Annotated in this window: 18 protein-coding genes; 6 read left to right on the plus strand and 12 right to left on the minus strand. The window is 64.9% G+C overall.

The features are described from left to right. Positions 1-73: 73 nt before the first annotated feature. Entirely contained in the window at positions 74-1126 is a 1053-nt protein-coding gene (locus ABRP28_RS15085; protein ID WP_350003478.1) for an EamA family transporter, read from the minus strand. Between the two features lie 72 nt (positions 1127-1198). Between ABRP28_RS15085 and ABRP28_RS15090 the strand changes: the two genes are divergently transcribed. Then, entirely contained in the window at positions 1199-1744 is a 546-nt protein-coding gene (locus tag ABRP28_RS15090) for a CGNR zinc finger domain-containing protein (RefSeq protein WP_350003476.1), read from the plus strand. Here the strand turns inward: ABRP28_RS15090 and ABRP28_RS15095 are convergent. The 3 genes from ABRP28_RS15095 to ABRP28_RS15105 form a co-directional block, all read right to left on the minus strand. Next, positions 1741-2103, minus strand: a complete 363-nt coding sequence (locus ABRP28_RS15095) for a hypothetical protein (RefSeq protein ID WP_350003474.1) — start codon at positions 2101-2103, stop codon at positions 1741-1743. The genes ABRP28_RS15090 and ABRP28_RS15095 overlap by 4 nt on opposite strands. Positions 2104-2206: 103 nt before the next feature. Beyond that, positions 2207-2797, minus strand: a complete 591-nt coding sequence (locus ABRP28_RS15100; RefSeq protein WP_350003472.1) for a hypothetical protein — start codon at positions 2795-2797, stop codon at positions 2207-2209. A gap of 58 nt (positions 2798-2855) precedes the next feature. Further along, positions 2856-4208, minus strand: coding sequence for an MATE family efflux transporter (locus ABRP28_RS15105; RefSeq protein WP_350003470.1), 1353 nt, complete (start codon positions 4206-4208; stop codon positions 2856-2858). 107 nt (positions 4209-4315) lie between these two features. Here ABRP28_RS15105 and ABRP28_RS15110 point away from each other — a divergent pair, with 107 nt between their 5' ends. From ABRP28_RS15110 to ABRP28_RS15120, 3 genes are all read left to right on the plus strand, one after another. Then, on the plus strand, positions 4316-4750 hold the full coding sequence (locus ABRP28_RS15110; RefSeq protein ID WP_350003469.1) for a DoxX family protein: 435 nt from the start codon (positions 4316-4318) through the stop codon (positions 4748-4750). Between the two features lie 442 nt (positions 4751-5192). Then, positions 5193-9590: an SGNH/GDSL hydrolase family protein gene (locus ABRP28_RS15115; RefSeq protein ID WP_374152862.1), complete on the plus strand. Its 4398-nt coding sequence runs from the start codon at positions 5193-5195 to the stop codon at positions 9588-9590. A 140-nt stretch (positions 9591-9730) separates the two neighbouring features. Beyond that, a complete protein-coding gene (locus ABRP28_RS15120) occupies positions 9731-10702 on the plus strand; it encodes an acyl-CoA thioesterase (RefSeq protein ID WP_350003466.1) in 972 nt (323 codons plus the stop codon). Between the two features lie 26 nt (positions 10703-10728). Here the strand turns inward: ABRP28_RS15120 and dnaB are convergent, their stop codons facing one another. Next, a complete protein-coding gene (dnaB, locus tag ABRP28_RS15125; protein ID WP_013602891.1) occupies positions 10729-12111 on the minus strand; it encodes a replicative DNA helicase in 1383 nt (460 codons plus the stop codon). 661 nt (positions 12112-12772) lie between these two features. On the opposite strand from dnaB, the gene ABRP28_RS15130 reads away from it, so the two are divergent. Beyond that, positions 12773-13048, plus strand: coding sequence for a hypothetical protein (locus ABRP28_RS15130; RefSeq protein WP_350003464.1), 276 nt, complete (start codon positions 12773-12775; stop codon positions 13046-13048). A gap of 5 nt (positions 13049-13053) precedes the next feature. Beyond that, entirely contained in the window at positions 13054-13623 is a 570-nt protein-coding gene (locus ABRP28_RS15135) for a hypothetical protein (RefSeq protein WP_350003462.1), read from the plus strand. Positions 13624-13652: 29 nt separating this feature from the next. On the opposite strand, the gene ABRP28_RS15140 is transcribed toward ABRP28_RS15135, so the two are convergent. The 7 genes from ABRP28_RS15140 to rpsF form a co-directional block, all read right to left on the minus strand. Continuing rightward, the gene (locus ABRP28_RS15140; protein ID WP_374152863.1) at positions 13653-15740 is read right to left on the minus strand and encodes an Ig-like domain-containing protein; all 2088 of its coding nucleotides are present in this window, start codon (positions 15738-15740) and stop codon (positions 13653-13655) included. A 235-nt stretch (positions 15741-15975) separates the two neighbouring features. Then, positions 15976-16602, minus strand: coding sequence for an FMN reductase (locus ABRP28_RS15145; RefSeq protein WP_350003459.1), 627 nt, complete (start codon positions 16600-16602; stop codon positions 15976-15978). Positions 16603-16690: 88 nt separating this feature from the next. Further along, complete coding sequence (locus tag ABRP28_RS15150; protein WP_350003457.1) at positions 16691-17548, minus strand: PhzF family phenazine biosynthesis protein; 858 nt, start codon at positions 17546-17548, stop codon at positions 16691-16693. 72 nt (positions 17549-17620) lie between these two features. After that, complete coding sequence (gene rplI / locus ABRP28_RS15155; RefSeq protein ID WP_231454198.1) at positions 17621-18073, minus strand: 50S ribosomal protein L9; 453 nt, start codon at positions 18071-18073, stop codon at positions 17621-17623. A gap of 17 nt (positions 18074-18090) precedes the next feature. Then, on the minus strand, positions 18091-18330 hold the full coding sequence (rpsR, locus tag ABRP28_RS15160; RefSeq protein WP_003800144.1) for a 30S ribosomal protein S18: 240 nt from the start codon (positions 18328-18330) through the stop codon (positions 18091-18093). A 126-nt stretch (positions 18331-18456) separates the two neighbouring features. Continuing rightward, positions 18457-19047, minus strand: a complete 591-nt coding sequence (locus ABRP28_RS15165; protein ID WP_066272611.1) for a single-stranded DNA-binding protein — start codon at positions 19045-19047, stop codon at positions 18457-18459. Positions 19048-19117: 70 nt separating this feature from the next. After that, positions 19118-19423 (minus strand): 30S ribosomal protein S6, encoded by a 306-nt coding sequence (gene rpsF / locus ABRP28_RS15170; RefSeq protein ID WP_050683795.1) that lies wholly within the window; start codon positions 19421-19423, stop codon positions 19118-19120. Positions 19424-19538: the final 115 nt, after the last annotated feature.

Genomic DNA, 19538 nt, shown 5'->3' on the forward strand with positions numbered 1-19538 from the left:
ATGGGTGTCCGGGCCCGCTGCGTTTAAAGCCTGGGAGTCCCGGTGGCTGCCCGCCTGAGGAAGGCCTCGGCACCTAAGGGACGGGCTCGACGTCGTTGGCGTGTTCCAGCGGTGACGCCGCCCCGGGCAGTTCCCGGCCGTGCTGCTCCTCCCCGCCCGCTGTGCCGCCGGCAGCCGGCCCCCGCAGCTCATCGAGCCGGACCAGGACCACGCCGCCCACGATCAGGACGCCGCCCAAGAGTTGGATGGCCCCCGGGAGTTCACCGAGCAGCAGCCACGCCCAGACCACAGCGAAGAGGACCTCGGTCAGCGACACGAAGGACGCCACCTTGGAACCCAGCGCCCGTGCGGCCATGATGCCGGAGACGTAGGCCAGCACTGTCGCCAGGACCACGAGCCCCGCCAGCGGCACCCACCAGGGCGTGATCCAGGGTCCGAGTCTGGTGTCGGCAGCGCTGAATGCCATGGGCAGCAGGCCGGTGGCGGCAGCAAGCCACATCACGGCGGCACCTACGAACAGCCCGCCCGAGGCCAGCACGATCGGCGGCAGTGTGTCATTTTCCTTCGCGGTGATGAAGAAGTAGATGGCAAGGCACACGGCGGCGGCCATTCCCCAAAGGACGCCAACAACATCGATCTTGACCGCTCCGGTCAGGTCAAGGACCAGGACCAGGCCGGCCAGGGACAGCAACGTCCCGCCGAAGGTCAGCAGCCGCGGCCGTCTGCGGCTGGCGGCCCACAGCCAGAGCACAATGATCACCGGGGCGAGGTATTCGAGCAGCAGCGCCACGCCTACCGACAGCCTTGCGACGGCATTGAAATAGAAGAGCTGGCAGGCCGCCACGCCGATCAGCCCGAACAGCCCGATGGTCACCCAGTTGTCCCGCAGCTGGTGCCAGCGGCCCCGGAGGGCGGGAATGGCGGGCACGGCGAGGATCAGGGCTGCACCGGTAAGCCGGGCCGTGACGGCCGCCCCGGGGCTCCACCCCGCTTCCAGCAGCGCCTTGGCGAAGGACCCGGAAAGTCCAAAGACAGCGGAGGAGAACAGAGCAATGCCCAGGCCGGAGGCGAGGAAGCTGCGCCGGGCTGCGGGCAGACGGCCGGGCGCGCGGCGTGCAGCGGACATGGGTCGCCTCTCGTCAGGAGTAAAGTGGGCTTATGGTCATGACAGTACGGGACAGCACTGTAAGGAGTCAAGATGGTTTTTGCCCCTGACACTGAGGTGGCCCTGCGGACCGTGGTGAACCTCGTCAATTCAGCTGCGAACGGGAGTGAGGGCCTTGCCAGCCAGGCGGATCTGGACCGCTTCCTGGCGGCCGAGGGCTTCAGCGGGTCCCGCACCAGGGACGGGGATGAACTCGAAAGCGTCCGCCGCTTGCGCCGCGAGCTTTCCGAGCTGTGGACGGCGGATGAAGACGCCGCGGTGGAAACCATAAACCGCCTGCTGCGCGAGGCCCGCGCACTGCCCCAACTGGTCAAGCACGACGCCTGGGACTGGCACCTGCACGCCACCACGCCGGAAGCTCCGCTGGTGTACAGGATGAGCACGGAGGCTGCGATGGCCCTGGCGGATGTTATCCGCGGCAAGGAGATGGACCGGATGCGGACCTGCGAGGCGGAGGATTGTGATGCCGCAGTCCTGGACCTCAGTCGGAACAGGTCAAAGCGCTACTGCGATACCGGCAACTGCGCCAACCGTGCGCACGTCGCCGCCTACCGGGCACGGCAGGCGGCCACCGGCTAGTGGCTGTCCCGGGTGTCCGTGCCGTCAGCCGGCGCGGGCGGGTCCTGCGGGCCTGGAGCCGAGCCGGAGCCGTGGGACGGCCTGCGTGCTGAACTGAGATTCACGCCGGATCCCTTGCCCAGGTGCTCGGCATTCTCCTTGTGGCTCATGGAGAGCATTGCGGCCACAACCAAAGTGACAATGAAGGCGATGCCGGCCGCAGTGAAGGCCAGGTCAAACCGGGGGGCGCGTGCGCTGCCGCCGGAGGCGAAGACCACTACGGCAAGGAAAGCCACCACCGCCCAGAACGCGGAGAACATCAGCGGGCCCTTCACCGAGGTCCGCACCTTGCGCGGTTTTCCTGGATGCTGGTCTGCCACGGTGATTCCTCCCTGCAGGCGGCACGCAGGCCGGCCTGGTTTAAGTGTTGCGGTGTTTTGCCCGGCAATATTTCTACAAGAAGTAGAACCGCGCTTTCCTAGTTTACGGCTTTCCGGCGGCGCTGCGGGCATCGTGCCGCAGGGTCAGGGCTGAGAGGACCCACAGGACTCCCGAGATGATCGCTCCTCCGCCCGCCACTCCCAGCAAGGCGTGGGCGCCCAACCCGATGAAGAACGGCAGGAGTGCCGCGGTGCCCAGGCCAACGACTCCGGAGGTGATCCAGTCGCGGGCCAGGACATGGCTGCCACGGAGCTTCAACCCGCAGGCCAGCTCCAGCGCCCCCGCCAGGCCCAGGCCCACGGCAGCAACCACACCAAACAGCAGGTCGCCATGCAGGACCACCAGGGAAAATCCCGAGCCGGCCATGACCGCACCGGCGGCCGCCAGCATCTTGCCCGGCGCGGCACCCTGGGGAAGCCCCGTGGCGGGAACACTCCTGAGCATCAGCACTCCGGTGGCCAGAAGGTACAGCCCGCCGGCCCACCCCATGACCTCAACGGAGGGCGCCGCCCAGAAAATGGTGAGGGCACCAAACACCAGGGCTGCCGCAGAGCGGAGCAGGACCGGCTGCCAGAGCTCGGGCCTGGCGTCGGTTCCGGGAGTGGTGCCTGCAGGGGTCCTTGGTTGCGTCACCGGTCCAGTTTAGTAGCGGTGCGCCGCCGGCCGAACTTTCCCCCATTCCGGCCGGAGCTTACGCGGAACCGAGCACCATCCACCGGCCTGACCGGGCGCGGAGGCCGAGCGTCATTGCGCGGGCCGCCATGTAGCCCAGGGCAAAGGCTGCCCACAGCCAGCCCAGGCCAGCGCCGCCCGGAACTCCCAGCAGCGCAACGGCCGCGAGCATCGGCACGTAGGCGGCGAGATTCACCACGCCCGCCAGGGCAAGGTACTTCGCGTCCCCGGCTCCTATCAGCACGCCGTCCAGCACAAAGACGTAGCCGGCGAGGGGTTGGCCCGCAGCGAGGACCCACAGAGCCAGGGCCAGCATCCGCTGCACCTCGGGATCGGAGGTGAACAGGGCTCCGGCCCACGGAGCCGCCAGCGCAAGGAGCAGGCCCGTCACCGCGCCGAATCCAAGGCCCCACCGGACCATGGTTCCGGTCAAAAGCCGCGCTTTGACGGCATTCGAGGCTCCCAACTCCTTGCCGATCAGGGCTTGGGCGGCAATGGCCAGCGCGTCCAGGGCAAAGGCGAGGAAGGAAAAGATGGTCATTGCCAGCTGGTGGGCGGCAAGGTTGGCTGTGCCTTGGGCTGTGGCCACGAGGACCGTTGCCAGGATGGCGATCCTTAGGGTCAGGGTGCGCAGCATCAGCCAGGACCCCACGCGGGCCATGCTGCGGATGCCCCGCCAGCTGGGGAGGAGTCCCACGCCGTTGCGTAGGGCATTCCGCCTGACGATGGCCAGGTAGACGCCGGCCATGGCCCATTGCGCCACGCTTGTGCCCACCGCGGAGCCTGCCACCGACCAGCCCAGACCGTACACAAGCCACAGGTTCAGGATGATGTTCAGGGTGAACCCGGCAGTGGCCACCAGAAGCGGCGTCCGGGTGTCCTGAAGTCCGCGGAGGAGGCCTGTTCCGGCAAAGATCAGCAGCATGGCCACCAGCCCGGGCATGGACCAGCGAAGGTAATCGACGGCGAAGGCGCGAACCTCGCCTTCCGCGCCCAGGAGTCCAATCAGGGGATCCGCCGCCAGGAAACCGGCAACGGCGAGGAGCACGCCGAGCAGCAGTGCCAGCCACACGCCGTCGCGCCCGGCTGCCAGGGCCTTCCCAAGCTGGCCGTCGCCGATGGCCCTGGCCACTGCGGGTGTGGTGGAGTAGGCCAGGAAAACCATCAGGCCCACCGCGGTATGCAGCACGGCCGAGGCCAGCCCCACCCCAGCCAACTGTGCCACGCCCAGGTGGCCGATAATCGCGGAATCGGCAAGCAGGAACAGCGGTTCTGCCACGAGCGCACCGAACGCCGGCACGGCCAGCCGGAGGATTTCGCGGGCCTGCCCCTTGCGCGGTGCAGCGGTAGCAGGGGCAGATAGGTAGGGCACGATGCCAGCCTAATCGGCTGGCCGCAGGCAGACAGCCTCACATGACAAGGGACACATTGTGACGTAAACAGTTGACTCTTCAACTATTTCTCAGGGACACTGGAGCCATGAACCAGTCACGACTCACCACGACCGCCATTACCGCCCTCCGGATTGTCCTGGGCTTCCTTTTTGCAGCGCACGGCTGGCAGAAGTTCAACGAATGGACCATCGCGGGCACACAGGCCTCGTTCGCCAAGATGGGCGTTCCGGCAGCGGAAATAGCCGCCCCGGCCGTTGCCATCCTGGAACTTGCCGGCGGCATCGCGCTGATCCTGGGCATACTTACCCGCGTGGCGGCTGCACTCCTGGCACTGGACATGCTGGGCGCCCTTTTCCTGGTCCACGCACCGGCCGGCGTTTTTGCCGCCAACGGCGGGTATGAACTGGTGCTGCTCCTCGCCGCCGCAGCCTTCGCCCTGGCCCTGACCGGCGCCGGCCGCGCCTCAGTGGACCGCGCCCTCTTCGGCCGCAGCAACTCAAAGCTTGCCATTCTGGCCTGACCCTGCACCGCCGGCTCAGCCCGGAAACCGCGACGGCGGATGGGCACCCGGGTGCGCATCCGCCGTCGGCCGTTAACTTGCCCAGCCCGCCGCCGGAACCGCCGGATCGCCGGAAGACTGCAGGCTCGCCGTTCCGGAACGGCGAAGCGGGGGCTTTCCGGCGATTCCGCCGCCGATGGTCCTTCGAACAGTCCGCATCCTGCTCACAATCCCGAACATTCAGCACCACAAAGTCACGGGAAAGTTGGGAAAACGCTTGCCACGCATGCTCCCCGACTGATAGACCATTGAGTGCCGCAGCGAGAGCTGCGTCACCCTTCCAGGTCTCAGCCCTTTCCGAGTCATCACCCGGAACCCTTCGCGGTTTTCCCGCAGGACGCCTCCCGCGCGTCTTTGAATCGTTCCAATCCTGGGCCTGCCTTGCCATTGCTCATCGAAGGAGATGTTCGTGAACAAACCCCCGCAAGTGACCCCGGTTCCCCAGGAGGGGCCGCCGCCCCGCCGCAGGCTGCCGGCAGGAGCAAAAGCCGTCACCGCCGCGGTGGCCTCAGCCGCCATCGCCTTCACAGGGCTCCCGGCCGTTCAGGCCGACACTGCCCTCCCGGCAGTGGGAAGCGGCTTCAAGTTCGACTTCGGACCCGGAGTAACGGCAGACGGCTATACTCACGTGGACGCCGCGACCCCGTACTCCGCCGCCGGAAAATTCGGCTTCACGGACACGGCAGTCACCTCCGGAGTTGACCGGGGCACGGGAGACCCCCTGCGGTCTGACTTTGTGCAGGTCCAGGGAAGCTCCTTCCTGGTGGACCTGCCCAATGGCGACTACACCGTCAAGCTCATTGCCGGCGACGCCGCCGAGGCCACGAACATCGCCATCACCGCCGAGAAAATGGCCAAGGTCCAGGTTACGGATAAACCGGCCAGCCAGTACCTGGAAATGGAATTCCCCATCTCCCTGGTGGACGGACAGCTCAACCTCGATTTCAGCGGCACGGCGGCCAAAATCAACTCCCTGGTCATCGCCGCACGGGCACCGCGGACCGCCACCACCGACCCCGGCGTCTACCTCGCCGGCGACTCCACCGTCCAGACCTACGATCCCGGGTACGTGCCCCAGGCGGGCTGGGGACAAATGATCGACCGCTACTTTGACAGCAGTGTCTCTTTTAAGAACCATGCCATCGGCGGCCGGAGCTCCAAGAACTTCATCACCCAGGGACGGCTGGACGAGATCCTCCGCGTCATCAACCCGGGCGACTACCTGATGGTCCAGTTCGGCCACAACGACGCCACCATCGGCGTGGATGACCGCTACGCCTCCCCCACCGATTACAAGGAGTACCTCCGCACGTACGTCAACGGTGCCCGGCAGCGCGGTGCAACGCCCGTGCTGGTGACCCCCGTGGGGCGCCGGGACTACGACGAAGCCACCGGCAAGTTCCGCGTCAGCTTTCCGGAATACGTGGCCAAGATGCAGGAACTCGCTGCCGAGGAAAACGTGGCCCTGGTGGACTTGTCCGCCTCGAGCCGCGCCTACTATGACCAGATCGGCCCTGAGGACACCAAATCCGTCTTCCTCCACGTTGATGCCGGCGTGTATCCCAACCGCCCAACCGGGACCGTGGACAACACCCACTTCCAGGAATACGGGGCCATCCAGATTGCCCGGCTCGTGGCGGGCGGCGTGAAGCAGCTCAGCGTCCCGCTGGCCTCCCGAGTGAAGGAAATCGCGCCGCCGTCGTCCGTTCCCGCCAAGCCGCAGGGACTGGTTGCCGGAAGCGTCTCCAATGCCGGGGCACTGTTAAAGTGGCAGCCCGTTGAAGGGGCTGACATCTACAAGGTGTACCGCAAGCTCGCTTCCGAACCGGACAGTGCCTACAAACTGACCACCACGGCAACGGTTCCCACAGCCAACCTCACCGGACTCGCAGAAGGCACCGCTTACAGCGTCCGGGTGGCGGCCATGAACGGCAGGGGACTCTCCGAGCCAAGCGACGCACTCGCCGTCACCACCAAGAAGGCCAAATACAAGTTCGATTTTGGCCCCGTGGGAGCTCCGCTCGAGGCGGGCTACACCGAAGTCAACCGGACCATGGGCTACACTGCCGAGCGCGGCTTTGGGTTCAAGGACATCTCGGTACTCGCCGACAGGGACCGGGGCGCGGTGACCAGCAACCTGCTGCGGGATTTCGTGCTCAGCGGCTCCAGCTTCGAGTTCCAGCTGGACGTCCCCAACGGCACTTACGCGCTGAAGACCTACCACAGCGACTGGATCGGCTCTACCCGGACAGACGTCGCCGCCGAGGGCACGCCCTACGGCCAGGTGTCCTCCGGCAGGGAATCCTCCGCCACCAAGATCATCAGCCAGGTACTGGTGTCCGACGGCCAGCTGAACCTGGCCATCAGCGGCTCCGGCCAGCGGCTCAACGGCCTGGAGGTCACCCCGCTGCTGGTGGGACCCACCAACCTGCACACCACCGCCGTCGATGCCGCAGCCGAACCGCCAACCGTGGACCTCGCTTGGGATGCCGTGGCGGACGCGGCCAGCTACAAGGTGTTCCGCCAGGCCTCCTTTGAGACCGAACCGCAGCTGATCGCCGGGGATGTGACAGCAGCGTCCTTCACGGACGCCACAGCCTTCGCCGGCCTCAAATACAAGTACTTCGTCACGGCATTGGACAGCACCGGACTCGAGTCGGTTCCGTCCAACACGGTGGAGACCGCCCTGGTTGACCCCAACACTCCAGCGCCCGCCGCCACCGGCAAGGTGGACATCAAGGCCGTGGAGAAAACAAGCGTCACGCTCAAGTGGCAGAAGGTTTCCGACGCTGCCGCCTACCTCGTCTACCGGTCCACCTCTCCCGACGGCCCCTTCGGGTACGTGGGACGTGCCACCGAGGTTAACTACACCGACTACACGGTCCTGACCACCATCAAGTACTACTACCGGGTCACCACGGTGAACAAGGGCGGCGAATCTGCTCCCTCCCCCGTGATTGGAACTGAAAAGGTCACGGTGGTGAACCGGCAGATGGAAGACCTGGACCGCGCACCGGTGGCTCTGCTGACCGGCGAAGGCGTGCGGGTGGGCTGGCGCATGCTTGGCCTGGACCCTGAGCAGATCGGCTTCCATGTCATCCGCGACGGCGTCCAGCTCACCGAAGAGCCGATCCGCGGCAGCACCACTTTCCTGGACCCCTCCGGGACGGCTTCGTCCCGGTACGCCATCAAAACCGTGGGCAACGGCGGGGAGGAGCTCACCGCCGAGTTCGTGCCGCTGGCACAGAACTACCTGGCTGTGAAACTGGACAAGCCCGCCGATGACTACACCAAGGACGGCCAGCCCTACAGCTACTCCGCCGGTGACTCCAGCGTGGCGGACCTGGACGGCGACGGAACGTACGAGATCCTCCAGATGTGGTCCCCGTCCAACTCCAAAGACAACTCCCAGGGAGGCTACACAGGGCTGGTGTACGTTGACGCCTACCGCATGGACGGCACCAGGCTCTGGCGGATCAACATGGGACCGAACATTCGCGCCGGTGCCCACTACACCCAGCTGCTCGCCTATGATTTTGACGGCGACGGCAAGGCCGAAGTTGCCATGAAGACGGCGGACGGCACCCGGGACGCTGCCGGGACGGTGGTCGGCAACGCGGGGGCGGATTACCGCAACAGCAGCGGCTATGTACTGACGGGTCCGGAGTTCCTCACCGTCTTCCATGGAGCAACCGGCACCATCATGGATACCGTGGCCTACGACCCTCCCCGCGGTGACGTGGCAGCCTGGGGCGACGGCTACGGCAACCGCGTGGACCGTTTCCTCGGCGCCGTGGCGTACCTGGATGGGGAGCGCCCGTCCATGATGTTCAGCCGCGGCTATTACACGCGCACGGTGCTTGCCGCCTACGACCTGGTGGGCGGCAAGATCAGCAAGCGCTGGATGTTCGACTCTGACACCGCCGGTGCCCAGTACCGCAGCCAGGGCAACCACAACCTGTCCGTGGCGGACGTGGATGCCGACGGAAAGGACGAGTTCGTCTTCGGTTCCATGACCATCGACGATAACGGCAAGCCGCTCTACAACACCGGCCTCGGGCACGGTGACGCCATCCACACCAGCGATCTTGACCCGTCCCGCCCGGGCCTGGAGACATTCGCCGCCCACGAGGACATGGGGTCCAGCGGCAACAGGGGAGCCACCTTCCGGGATTCCCGCACCGGGGAGATCCTCTGGAGCATTCCTGCTGCCAAGGACACGGGACGCGCTGCGGCGGGTGACATTGATCCGCGGCATGCAGGGGCCGAGGGCTGGGCCATCGGCGGCGACGCTGCCTGGAACTCTCCGGTGGGCGAGCTGCGGTCCGCCAAGGGCCAGCTGATTGCCAACAGCATTCCTGCGGCCAACTTCCTGGCTTGGTGGGACGGCGACCTGTTGCGCGAGATCGTTGACCATGACTGGGATGCGGCCACCACCACGGGTACGCCCAGCATCGCCAAGTGGAACTGGGAAACGGAATCCAGCGACCGGCTGCTCACGGCCACCGGCGCGAAGTCCAACAACGGCACCAAGGGAACCCCGGCCATCCAGGCCGACCTCCTCGGTGACTGGCGGGAGGAAATTGCGTGGCCGTCGTCGGACAGCACGGAGCTGCGGATCTACACCACTACTGCCGGGACGGAGGTCCGGCTCCGGACGCTGATGCACGATCCTGTGTACCGGCTCTCGGTTGCCCGCGAGAACGTCTCGTACAACCAGCCGCCGCACCCGGGCTTCTATATCGGTGAAGGCATGGAACTGCCAGCCCAGCCGGACATCGTTTACACCCGCGCAGGCTAGCTGCGTTCAGGCCGCAGGTGCGCTGCCCCGTCCGCCAAACCTGGCGGGCGGGGCAGCCGCGTTTGCCGGCGGTGTTCCCGCAACAGCTTTGTTGCGGGACCCGACCGGTGGGTAACCCCCGGCGTCAGTATGATCGCAGCATGACCGAGATCCGTGCCTCCAACTCAGTGACCCTCCGTTTCCTGGCCGCTCCCACAGACGTTGGCCACAGCGGCTCCGTGGACGCTGGCACCGTCCTGGAGTGGGTGGACAAGGCCGCCTATGCCGCAGCCGTGGGGTGGTCGAAGTCCTACTGCGTCACCGCGTACGTGGGAAACATCCACTTCGCCGATCCGGTCAACAGCGGTGACATGGTGGAGGTGGAGGCCACCATCGTCTACACCGGACGCTCTTCCATGCACATCCGCACGGTGGTTTCCTCCGGGGACCCCAAGGGCGGTCCGGCCACCATGCGAAGCCAGTGCATGGTGATTTTCGTGGCGGTGGGCGAGGGTGGAAAACCGGTCCCGGTGCAGCAGTTCGAGCCCGTCACCGCCGACGAGATCGAACAGCGGGACCATGCGCTGGCACGGATCAAGGTCCGCGAGCAGATCGTCGAAGCCATGAACCGGCAGGAATATACGGATGCAGGAACGGCCGAGCGGGTGACCCTGCGATTCATGGCAGCACCCACCGACGTGAACTGGGGCGGCAAGGTCCACGGCGGAATTGTCATGAAGTGGATCGACGAGGCGGCCTACGTATGCGCCTCCAGGTATTGCGGCATGGACACCGTCGCCGTCTTCTCCGGCGGGGTCCGTTTCTACCGTCCGCTGCTCATTGGCCACGTGGTGGAGGTGGAAGCGCGGCTGGTTTACACGGGGACCAAGGGCATGCACGTTGCGGTCCACGTCCGCTCGGGCGATCCGAAGAGCCGGGAGATGAACCTGACCACCTACTGCCTGACAGTGATGGTGGCCCGCGACGCCGATGGCAACTCCGTGCCCGTACCCCCTTGGGTGCCGGTCAGCGAAGAGGACAGAAGGCTGCACGCCCATGCCCGCGAGCTGCTTGAGATCAGGGGCACGGCACCGGGCAACCGCCTGCCCAACCACCTGCTGGGGCAGGGCTAAGTCCGGAGTCCCGGTGGCGGCAGGTCCTAGAAGCCGCCGCCTCCGGCGTCGGCCGCCATATTGGCGAACCGGGAGTAATGGCCCTGGAAGGCGACCACGATGTCTTTGGTGGGGCCGTTACGGTGTTTGGCCACCAGGATGTCAGCCTCTCCGGCGCGGGGTGATTCTTTGTCGTAGACGTCCTCACGGTGGAGCAGGATCACCATGTCGGCGTCCTGCTCGATGGAGCCCGATTCGCGGAGGTCGGAAACCATGGGCCGCTTGTCCTGGCGCTGCTCGGAACCGCGGTTGAGCTGGGACAGCGCGATCACGGGGACCTGGAGTTCCTTGGCCAGGAGCTTCAGTGCACGAGAGAACTCGGAGACCTCCTGCTGGCGGGACTCGACTTTTTTGCCGGAGCTCATGAGCTGCAGGTAGTCCAGGATCACCAGTTTGAGATCGTGCTGCTGCTTCAGGCGCCGGCACTTTGCCCGGATCTCCATCAGCGACATGTTGGGGCTGTCATCGATGAACAGCGGGGCATCATTCATCCGGCCCATGGTGGTGGCGATTTTGGACCATTGCTCGTCCTTGATGGTTCCCTTGCGGAGGTCCTGCAGTCCAATGGTTGCCTCTGCGGAGAGGAGGCGCATGGCGATCTCGTTCCTGCCCATTTCGAGCGAGAACATGACCGTGGCCAGGTTGTTCTTGATGGCGGCGGACCGGGCAAAGTCCAGGGCGAACGTGGACTTACCCACGGCCGGACGGGCTGCGATGACGATCATCTGGCCGGGGTGGAGCCCGTGGGTGAGCTCATCCAGCTCGTAGAAGCCGGTGGGCACGCCGGTCATGCCCTCCCCGCGGTGGCCGGACGCCTCGATTTCGTCCACCGTGGACTCCATGACGTCTTTGAGGACCACGTAGTCCTCCGCGGTACGCCGTTCTGCCACGGCATAGACCTCGGCCTGGGCCTGGTTCACCAGGTCCTCCACCTCGCCGTCCGAACCGTAGCCGAGCTGGACGATCTTGGTGCCCGCGTTTACGAGGCGCCTGAGCACGGCACGTTCAGCAACGATTTCCGCGTAGTACCCCGCGTTGGCGGCGGTGGGAACGGTCTGGATCAGCTCGTGCAGGTAGGCGGGGCCGCCGATCCTGTTGATCTCTGCGCGCTTGGTGAGCTCATCGGAGACAGTGACGGCGTCCGCGGGCTCGCCGCGGCCATAGAGGTCGATGATTGCCTCATAGATGGTTTCGTGTGCCGGGCGGTAGAAGTCCTGGCCGCGGAGGATTTCCACGACATCGGCGATGGCATCCTTGGACAGCATCATGCCGCCCAGCACCGATTGCTCGGCGGGGATGTCCTGCGGCGGCTTGCGGCTGGCGTCAGATCCGCGGGTTGTCTCGACCGGATCCAGATGCGCGATTGACAAAGCTGCCGTCCTCCATGTGAGCCGGCGCCTTGGTGGCACCGGTGGTTAACCGTCCTGCTAGGGCGTTGCCCGAAAACTGGGCTCCGCTACCTGTCCAGGTGTACCAGCGGGGTGTGACAATGCTGGGGATCCAGCGCTGCGGATGGGGAGTTCGAGAGTTATCCCCAGTATCCACAGGTTTTCCACAATGGGCCTCTTTTTAGGGTTCCAGAGGTTCTACGGCTGCTGTCATCGGCGTCCGTCCGGAACCGCAGGAGCCCTGAAAAACAGGTACCCCGCTACGCTAGTCCCCCGTGCCCCAGCGGCAAAGTCAACGGGCACCAGGCCCTGTGGAAAACCTGTGCACTAAGGGGCATAGCTTGTGCACAGCCTGTGGGAAAGACTGTGGACAGCAAAAAACTTTCGCGCCAAATGTCAGTCTGACCTGCGGAAACGTGGCTGACACCTTGTGGAGTAGATGTTTTTTCCAGATATTTTCATCCACAGCCTCTGATGGCGTGCACGGAGCAAAACCGCCCCGTCCGTGGCAGTGACGCACTTCATGTGCCTCCGCCGCGGGTGGTGCAGGCCCGGGTCAGGGAGTAGGTCGCGTGAGATGCGTGCGGTATGCGCAGAGGTGAATATTGCTGTGGATAAACCGGATCTGGCATAAGCTCTATACATGGGCGAACTGCTGCTGGTTCTGCTGCCGGCAATTGTGTTGGTGGCGCTCATTTGGGGGCTTGCCACGGCCCTCAGTCCGCGTGATTCGGGCCTGTCCGATGCCGAAAGGTACCAGCGTGACCTGGCCGAGCGTTCAGCGCAGCACTATGCGGCCCAGGTCCAGGCTGCCACGGCGGCCCGGGCACGCCTGGAGTCCATCACGCGGCCCAGTCAGAACACCCAGGCGATGCATTCAGATCTGGCCCCTGCCAGGAAGTACACAGAACGGCGTTAGAAAAAATGGAATCGCTTGTGGTCCCTGTCCTCATCCTCCTGGCCGTGGCTGCCGGAGTCATCCTGGTTGCCCGCGCCATCAGCAGGCGAAAGGCCACTGCCGCCGCCCAGCCGCCGGCGCCTGCACCCAACTCCGCCGATCTGGCCCGCACTGCCGCCGCCAAACTTTCCGAGGACGAACACCGGCGGCTCTATGCCCTGATCGCGCAGGGCCAGGCCATGGCCGCGATCAAGCTGTACTACGAAGTCAGCGGCGACGGCCTGCGCGCGTCACGCGACGCCGTGGGCGCGCTGGCAGCACATCCGCAGCCCTACCGGGGCGCGGAGGCGGCGCATGCCGAGGTTGAAGACGACGATGACGAGCCGCAGCGGTTCCCGTACCGCTACCGGGCCATCGCCAGCAAGGGCGACGTAACTCGCGAGGTCAGCAGCAACATGCTCAATGACGAAATCTATGGCCGGATACGCACCCTGGCCCGGAACGGTGACACAGAAGCTGCTGCAACGGCGCTCACGCGGCACTCCGATATCTCCATGAAGCAGGCGCGGGAATTCATCGAGCTGCTGGACGAGTAAGCCCTGCCGGACCCACCCCCCTGACCGGCCTACCTGAGCGTAAGGACGAGCTTGGGTGCGGCGGCGCTGCTTGTTTCCTTGGAACTGAGGTCCAGGCCGTCGCTGTTGGTGGAATCCAGCCCCAGCGAAAGCTCCTGGCCGAGCTCACCGGCCAGGCTGGCCACGGTAAGCGGCACGCTGTAGTTGGTGTTGGCTGTTGTGGGGCCGAGCGTGGCGACGCTGGCCCCCAGAGCGGGGCGGTTATTGTAGGTGATTCCGCCCTCGGTCCAGCTGTCATCCGCAACGAGCTTGACGTTCTGCGTACCCTTGGAGCCGCTGCCGGCGCTGCGCAGCTGCAGTGTCGCGCTCTCCAGGGTCCGGCCGGCGTAGGCCGAGAGGTCGAACTTCAGGTACGTGATCTCAATCGGGCTCTTATCAACACCCAGCAGGGTACTCGACCCATAGTTCGTCGCCGTCGCTGTGCCCGCCACATAACTGTCCGCGGTGGCCGTCAGGGTGACGGTTTCTGGTGTCCCGCCGCCACCTGCCGCCGCTGTGGTGAAGCTCCAGGTCTTGTCCGATGCCAAGGCGTTGCCGGCCACGTCCTTCACGCCACTGGAACCGGCCTCGATCGTCGCGGTGTACGTGGTGTTGGCCGCCAGGTCGGCGCCAGGGTTGAGCGTCGCGACTTTACCTGTGCTGTCGAGGCTTACCGTGGCCGTCACCGCCGTCGTCCCTGCCTCTAGGGTGAACGTGCCCGGCCCAACGGTCGAGGGGTCCATGGCTTCAGAGAATGTGGAAGCCACGTCCGCCGTCACCGCCACCCCGGTGGCATCCTCGAGCGGGGATGTGCCCGTCACAGTCGGAGCGATCGTGTCACTGCCACCGCCGCCACCACCGCTGCTCGAATCGTAGAAGTGCCAGTACCGGCTGGTGGCGTTCACATCCGCGAGCAGCAGCAGTCCGCTGCTCGCCGTGCCGCGCGCCGCGCTGTTGAGGTTCTGCTTCGTTGACGTCACGTTGTGGACATACTGGTCGGCATCGACGATTCGGGCGGTCTTAGCGGTGCTGAAGCTGATGTTGTCCAGTGGCGTCGACTTCTCGTAGATTGCGCCGCCCGAACTGGTGCAGCTACCGGCGTTCGTGGTCCCGCCCGGCTTGGGGTAGGTAGCGAAAGTACGCAGTCTTTGGGTGCTCTCGTCGATCAGGACGATCACCCGGTTCGGGCACTCGGACACAGTCGCGATCGTGTGCGCCGACCAGGTGGTTCCGTTCAACGCCAAGAGCTGGATCAGCGGCTGGGCCGCCGATGTGAAGGATGTCTTGATGGCGGCGAAGACCTGGCCACCCGAGGAGTCCAGCCATTTCAGGTTCATGTGGTCATCACCGCTGCGCTGCCCCGAGACCGCCGGCACGGCCGCGGTCCAGTCGGCGTTTGACGCTCCGTCGACGTGGTAGCTCCAATACATCCCGTCGGAGGAATCATCGACCTGCCGGCTCCACATCACACCAATCTTGCCCGGCCCGAACGCTATCACCGCTGACGAGTCGTCTACAGAGACGTTGCTCAGCGACGCAGGATGCGGGAACGGCGTCCCCCAGGTCGTACCATCCGTGGCTGTGACGTTGAGGTAGATGCGGTTTCCCTGCTGCCACGTGGCCCACACCCGGCCGGTCGAGTCCTTGTCGATGGACAGGGTCTCAACGCGGTAGTTGTTGATGTTTGAGGAGCTTTGCAGCGAGTACGTCTTTGTCCCCGGATCGTAGCTGTAACGCCGCATCGTCGAAGGGAAGTTGGGCTCCGCCGGCAGTCCGTCATTGACGAAGCGGTAGCTGGCCACATACAGCGTCGCCCCGTCCCAGAGCACGTCATGATGCGTGTTGGACCGGGTATCGGTTGCGACGCCGGTATCTGACCACGTGCTGTTGGCGGCATTGAACCGGAAGATATGGAAATCCGAGCTGTCAGTGTCCCAAAGGTTTCCCCACCAGAGCCCATCGTTGAACCACAACGCACTCGTCGCGCGCTTAGTACCCGTTGGCGTTCCCGTCCCCGAGTGCGATGGGCCTTCGATCCCGACGTCACCCTCGGCAGCAGACGCCCCCACGGGCAGCACCACAAAACCTAGGACGAGCATCAACGCTGCAAGCAGTGCGGTGGGCAATGGGGTCAGCGGCCGGCGCGGACGGCCATCCCTCGGGCTATCACCTCCCCGGTTTACAGCATGAATACGCCGGCCTGTCCCATGTCCGCCCATGTGCGCTCCCCGGAGTTAAACGTCGGTCCCCACGCCCGTTCAGTGTCAACCGCGGAGACCATAATTGCAACCCCTAATTTGGAAATTGACGCTGCCGGGTCCTTGCGGCGGGCGGTCAGCCGTTTCCGGAGATCCCGGCGAGCAGCTGCTCGAAGGGAAGGGACTCCATCGGAGCGGGCTTCCGGCCCGGCTGCGGCCCCTCGAGGAGCCGCGTGAACTCCCCTGCCGCCCGGTCGATCCGGTCCGAAAGCGAGGAGCCGCCGTCGTCCGTGGTGCCCCAGTCCTGGGGGCCGGCAAAGACGCCCGTAGGCGCGGTCCTGGTGCGCAAATAGCTGAACAGCGGGCGCAGGGCGTAATCCAGGACCATCTGGTGGCGGTCCGTGCCGCCGGTAGCGCCCAGCAGGACGGCCTTGCCATCCAGTGATTTGGGGTCGAGGACGTCGATGAAGGATTTGAACAGGCCGCTGTAGGACGCACTGAAGACCGGCGTCACCGCGATGATCCCGTCAGAGGCTTCCACGCCGGCTATCACCCCTGCCAGCCGGGGCGCGGCGTAGCCGGTGACAAAATTGTTGGCGATGTCCACAGCGAGGTCGCGGAGTTCGACGACGTCCACCTGCACACTGAAGCTTGCACCGTTCAGTTGCCGCTCTGCTGCGGCCGACAACTGGTCAGCCAGCAGCCTGCTCGACGACGGTACGCCAAGCCCGGCGGAAAGGACTGTAATGCGGCGGGTCTCCATGGCACTTCTCCTGTTACTCGTTCATTCCAGCATATATGCATATGCATCTACCTTGTGAACGGTACGGGCTTACGGAGTATTCCCGGTGCTAGAGGACAACTGATCCCCGGATGCAGGTGGTGGAGTGTCCTCCCACCCAGATGCGGCCGTCTTCGGCTTTGATGTGGAGGCGGCCCGCACGGCCCAGTGCCGCCCCCTGGGCCGCCACGTACTCCTGAGGGGCCCTGTTGCTGCCGATCAGCCATTGCGCAGCCGCCGCGTTGAAGCTGCCAGTGACGGGATCCTCCATCATGGCGTCGCCAGGGATGAATGTGCGGACCTCAAAGTCTGTGCCGCCCTCCCCCCACCCTGGCCCGACAATCCCGACCTTGAGGTTGCCCAGCGCCGCGAAGTCAGGCTCCACGGCCCTGACCTGTTCCGCCGAACCAAGCAGCACACCGATCCATTCGGGACCATTCACCAGCCAGGATGCATCCAGCAGGTCGGCTTCGGCGAGGCGGAGCCCCGCCGCAATACGGCTCCGGATCGTGCCGTCCACCGGACCAAAACGGGACATGGGCGGCGCTGCGAAGGCGAGCCTCCCGTCGTCGCGCTTGATACGGATCAGGCCAGCGCCGCACTCCTGGACAACGAAACCCTCGGACTGCGGAGTTCCTCCGCACTCGAGCCAGGTGTGGGCGGAACCCAGCGTGGGGTGGCCGGCAAAGGGGAATTCCTCACTGCCGGTAAAGATGCGGACCCGGTAGTCTGCACGCGGATCGGTAGGGGGCAGCAGGAACGTGGTCTCCGACAGGTTGGTCCAGTTGGCGAACTGCTGCATCTGCTTCGGCGTCAGCCCCTCGGCATCAACGACGACGGCGAGCGGGTTTCCACGGTAAGCCTCGCGGGAGAAGACATCAACCTGGTGGAACGGGCGGCTGCGGGTGGGAGGTACGGTGCTGTTCACCGTATGAAGCTATCAAGCAAAAGACCCCCGCCGCCGGAATCCGGCAGCGGGGGTCTTTTAAGCAGTCAGGGACTACTTGCCAGCTACTACATCGAGTTCGATGACAGCGGCAACATCCTCGTGCAGACGGACGTTGGCCTGGTAGGAACCAACCGACTTGATGTGCGTCGGCAGTTCAACCTTGCGCTTGTCGATGCGGCCGAGGCCAGCGGCCTCAACAGCGTCGGCGACGTCGCCCTGCTTGACGGTGCCGAACAGGCGTCCGGTCTCGCCAGCCTTGACAACAAGCTTGACCGGCTTGGAGGACAGTGCGGCGGCCTGCTTCTGAGCATCTTCCAGGGAAGCGTGCTCGCGGGCAGCGCGGGCAGCCTTGATGGACTCAACCTGCTTTTCGCCGCCCTTCGACCAGGTCAGGGCGAAGTTGCGGGGCAGCAGGTAGTTACGTGCGTAACCGTCCTTGACCTCGACAACGTCGCCAGCAGCACCGAGACCGGTTACTTCGTGGGTCAGAATGAGCTTTGCCATGTTAGTTAATCCCTTCCTTAGCCGCGGCCAGCGCCGGAGTAAGGCAGCAGAGCAACTTCGCGGGCGTTCTTGATTGCCTGGGCGATCTTGCGCTGTTCCTGCACCGTGACGCCAGTGACGCGACGGGCGCGGATCTTTCCGCGGTCGGAGATGAACTTGCGCAGCAATGCTACGTCCTTGTAGTCGATGACAGTGATGTCAGCGGCCTTCAAGGGGTTGGACTTTGGTTTGGGCTTACGGAGTTCAGCCTTAGCCATCGTGGAGCTCCTATTCTAGGGAGCCCGTGGATGTTGATCCACGGGATGGTGGTGGTCCGACGGCGGCATTCACCTGGGTGCCTGAAGGCACTTTCGGCTGTCCCGGCGTCGGGCCTTAATGGGTGTTTAGAAGGGAGGTTCGGAATCGGGGCCGTTGCCCCAGCCGCCTGCGTTGGAGACGCCGGGCGTTGCCCAGGGGTCGTCCTGCGCAGCCTGCTGGTTGCCGCCGCCCCAGCCTCCACCGGAGTTGCCGCCCTGGTTTCCACCAGAGTTGCCGCCTCCGAAGCCACCGCCGCTGTTGCCGCCGCCGAAGCCGCCCTGGGCGCCGCTTCCGGCACCCCCAGCGCCGGAGCGCTGGGTGCGGTTGACCTTGGCATTGGCGTATCGCAGGCTGGGGCCGATTTCATCGACCTCAAGCTCGATAACGGTGCGCTTTTCGCCTTCTTTGGTTTCGTAGGAACGGCTCTTCAGGCGGCCGGTCACAATCACGCGCATGCCCTTGGTTAGGGACTCGGCGACGTTCTCGGCTGCTTCACGCCAGACAGCGGCGCGGAGGAACAGGGTTTCCCCGTCCTTCCACTCGTTGGACTGGCGGTCAAAGGTACGCGGGGTGGAAGCGATGGTGAAGTTCGCTACTGCTGAACCGGACGGTGTGAACCGCAATTCCGGATCATTGGTGAGATTACCGATGACCGTAATGGTGGTCTCGCCTGCCATCTACTGCCTCCTTGTTGATCCTGGGTGAAGAGTGCGTTCCTGCGGTGAAGAATGAAAGTCGGTGCCGAAATTACTCAGCAACAACCTTCTGCTCTTCGGGGCGGGTGATCTTGGTGCGCATGATGGTCTCGTTAAGAGACAGCTGGCGGTCAAGTTCCTTGGCGGTGTCCGGCTTGGCGGTGAAGTTCACCACGGCGTAGATACCTTCAGACTTCTTCTTGATGTCGTAAGCCAGACGGCGACGGCCCCAGATGTCAACCTTTTCGATGGTTCCACCATCGTTTGTGATGACGTTCAGGAACTTCTGAAGCGACGGCTCAACGGTACGCTCTTCGACCTCGGGGTCGATGATTACCATCAATTCGTAAGGACGCATATGTGAACCCACCTCCTTTGGGCTAAGCGGTTACGGCATTTCCGTAACAGGAGGTTCATTTGCGATGCCGTGCAAGGCCCCGCCGCCGGAAGGGAGGCAGGACGCAGCACAGACT

This window comes from Pseudarthrobacter sp. WHRI 8279, from assembly GCF_040224115.2.
Taxonomy (GTDB): domain Bacteria; phylum Actinomycetota; class Actinomycetes; order Actinomycetales; family Micrococcaceae; genus Arthrobacter.